The 3,760-nt window shown below is 33.5% G+C and carries 3 protein-coding genes; 2 read left to right on the top strand and 1 reads right to left on the bottom strand.

From position 1 onward, the window contains the following. Together ABX784_RS16100 and ABX784_RS16105 are read left to right on the top strand one after the other, a co-directional pair. On the top strand, positions 1-1,210 hold a 1,210-nt coding region (locus ABX784_RS16100), incomplete at its 5' end, for a carcinine hydrolase/isopenicillin-N N-acyltransferase family protein (protein WP_372656085.1). Positions 1,211-1,301: 91 nt separating this feature from the next. Beyond that, positions 1,302-1,805, top strand: a complete 504-nt coding sequence (locus ABX784_RS16105; protein WP_372656086.1) for a TetR/AcrR family transcriptional regulator — start codon at positions 1,302-1,304, stop codon at positions 1,803-1,805. 6 nt (positions 1,806-1,811) lie between these two features. Here ABX784_RS16105 and ABX784_RS16110 read toward each other — a convergent pair. Beyond that, the coding region (locus ABX784_RS16110; protein ID WP_372656087.1) for an AMP-binding protein at positions 1,812-3,760 on the bottom strand (1,949 nt) is incomplete at its 5' end.

Raw genomic sequence — 3,760 nt, forward strand, 5'->3', positions numbered from 1 at the left:
AACTCATGAACTAAGAACAACGAAGGTTAGAACACTTTACGCAGCAACAAAGCCTTCTCACAATCGAAGGAACTCACATCAGAGAGAAAGAATAAAGTATGGAGTGATAGCCCCTTATATGGCAAATATGATTGTAAAAGAGGCTTCATCAATAGATGATGCTGTCAAACTAATAAAGAAATATGGTCACTTTGGAGCTTGGACATTCCTAGTTTCTGATAGCAAGACAAATGAAGTTGCAAGTATTGAAGTCTCTGGAAACATCGTAAGAGTCGCTAGAAGAAATAAAGGATCTCTTGCTCAAGCTAACCACTTTAGACATCCCGATACTGCAAAATACAACTTTGAATATTCAATCAATAAAACTTTAGAGTCTAGAGCAAGAATATCTCATGTAGAAGAAAGTTTAGAATTATCCAAAGGTAATATAGATTCTCAATGGGGAGTTGATATGCTATCGGGGCATATTGATCACTACATGGGAGTTAGAAGTTTCGGTAGAACAGTCTCAAAAGTATACACTTCTATGAGCCATGTTATTGACTCTTCTAATAATGAAATTTGGTTTTCCCTAGGAGAAACGTTTCCGACAAACTACTCTACTTTCTTAGGAATCAAGGTTGATTTTACAACAAATGATAGATTCTTTACTTTTCTTAGTGAAACAAAAGCACATCAAGCAAGCCGTGAAGATAGACCGTTTTTTGAAACGATCTTAAAAAATTATACCTTGGCCTATATTAATGACCGAGATAATGGACAAGGAGAAGAAAGCTTAAAGAAGACTATTCAATACCTAAAAGAGTCAAATAAGATCTCAGTAGAAAATTATCATTTTGACTTTCCAACTGAGATCATGCAAGTAAGGCTTAATCTTAAACTATACACTAAAAATAAAAAACAAAGTATCTTAGAGAGAACTAAGACAATATTAGAAAATATCAAAACCAATCATTTAGAATCTCTCCATTTATATGAACAATCACAGGTGTATCGTGACCTTGCTATTATTGAAGATATGAGTGGGAATAGAGATCTTGCTTCTAAATACTTTGAAAGTGCACTAGAAAAGGTAGACACGCTTACAAAGAAGTTTCCATCTCATCACTTCCTATGGGTATATGTAGCAGAATTAAAAGTTTTTAAGAAAAGAGGAATTACTTTATATGATGTTAGTAAACTTGACCTTCACTTTGCAACAGCAGAATAATTACAACAACTTAAGCCTAGTTTTCTGCTAGGCTTTTGTTCTTTTTTCACACCAAATTGATACGTCTTTAGTTTCATTATATAACCCCCTCATGAAAGAATTTAGTAAAAAAGAACTAGTTTTCTTTAAAATATGTGACAGTGTTCTCTATCACGAGGTAACAAAGGGCCACTTAAAATGGTCATTGTCAGACGTATCTAAAGAGGCCGACGTAACGAGATCTTTAATTTACTACTACCTTGGAAAAGAAAAAGAAATCATCTTACACGAGGCCGTTCTCTTTATGCTGGAATTATTTTTTAACGCTTCAGGTGAAAATAAACTTGGCGTAAGAAATAGAATGAAAAAAGTATTATCACAATTAAAAGAAATGCCTCATATTCACATGTATTACATAAGTGAGAGATCTAAAGACACAAAATATGGCAAACTAATTAGAGAGACAGAAGAAAATGTCATCGTTTACCTTCAAAAAGAACTAAGTCTTAAAAAGGTAGATGTAATGAGATTAATGATGTTAAATCTTGGTGCAGTATCACTGCAACTAGACCCATGTGAAGTAGATGAAATATACGCTGTAGTACCTGCAGATTAAGATAATTTAATCATCTAAGATTGTAGATAACATAGGTATCAACTCCTCAGATTCAATAATATCTTCATGATAAGCATCTATATGCTTAAGTATGAATTCACCAGAAGTATGTCCTATCCACTCTTTTTCAGAGATTGGATTACCGTTTAGCTTAGCCTTAATCAAGTGGATTGGAACAGTGGACTTCTTTTGAGGATAATACCGTGCTAATGCATAGAGGTTTCGGAGCTCTACAAGTCTCGATTTAGTTGTGTTTGTTTCATCGTTTTCGAACTCAGACCGTAAGTAAGTTTTGATAAATTTACATATAATCTTAGATCGATAGAGAAGTGAGCTTTTACCAGGGGAATAAGAGTCTAAAAGAACTACTTTATTCAAATTATGAGAATGAGTGTATAAACAGTCTGCAAGTTCATAAGCAATTACTCCGCCCATAGAGCCACCAACAAGGTGGACTTCACTTCCACGACTAATTTCAGAAATTTCATGACTATAAATCTTTGCCATCTCAGGCAAAGACAAATTAAACTGGATCTTATCAGTTAGACCATTTGCCTTAACAGCAAATACATTTTTATTTGGAAATGCATATTGGAAGTGCTTATAGTTTAAAACACTTCCACCAACACCATGAATAAAGAAAATATTCACACTATTATTTATATTATAATTCAAAGTAACAATGTGCTCATATTCTTTATTTAATATTTTTTTCTCGATAATCATATCTGAAATGAGCTCAGACAATTTTGTTAACGTATTAAATTCAAAAAGAATATGTAAATCTAAATTAATATTAAATACTGAGTTTATACTCTCAACAAACTCGAGAGCTTTAATTGAATTCCCTCCCTGTGAGAAGAAGTCCTCTTCAGTGCTACGTGTGTCTATTTCTAAAACACTACTCCAAATTTGAGACACCTTCGAAGAAATGCTAAAATCTTCAATGTCTTTCTTGTCAAATACGTTACTAGATCTTTTAAACTTCTGTAGTTCTTTTAAATCTATCTTGTTATTCAATGTTTTTGGAAACTTCTCCACATTAAAAATCTCTGTTGGAATCATATAAGACGGCAAGTTTTTTTGAAGATACCTCTTTAACTCCCCATGATTATCATTTGACTGAGCTGACTCTAAGTATAGAACCAGCTTCTTCATATAATCATCCCCGACAAGTAGAATCTCAACTCCTTCAACTTCATCCTTTAGGAATTGTTTAACATATGTTTTGATTTCATCAACTTCAATTCTGTATCCTCGTATTTTTATTTGGTTATCACATCTACCGTGACAAAAAACAGAACCAGATGCCAGAGATGCTAAGTCTCCTGTTTTATATATAATCTGATCTTTCCCGTTAATTGAGGAAGAGATGAAGCAACGACTAGTCTTCTGAGGGGCATTTAAATAACCTTTAGAGACTCCATCTCCAGAAATATATAACTCCCCAACCTCTCCTTCACCTACAGGCTCTAGTTTTTCGTCAAGAATATAGAAATTGGTATTATAGATTGGTTTACCTATACTGATTTGCTTCCCAGCTAAGACTCTATCAACACTAGACCAAATAGTAGTTTCTGTTGGACCATACATATTCCATAGAGAATCGACTCTAGATAAGATATTTTGTGCTAAAGAATAATCTAGCTTCTCCCCTCCACAAAGCGCCTTTAGACTTTGACTTCCTTTCCAACCAGACTTTATAAGTAAAGACCACGTAACAGGGGTAGCCTGCATAACAGTGATATCTTCTTTAGCAATGATATCAATGATCTTCTGGCTATCTCTCGATTCAGATGAAGAAGCTAAGTATAAACTTGAACTACAATAGAGAGGAAGAAATATTTCTAAAAAAGAAATATCAAAACAAAATGTTGTGACTGCGAGTAAAGTATCATCTGAAGACATCTCTGGAGTAGATGCCATAGAGAATAAAAAATTATTTAAATTTGAAA

Origin of the sequence: Halobacteriovorax sp., from assembly GCF_041587335.1 — a bacterium.
In the GTDB taxonomy this organism is placed as follows: domain Bacteria; phylum Bdellovibrionota; class Bacteriovoracia; order Bacteriovoracales; family Bacteriovoracaceae; genus Halobacteriovorax.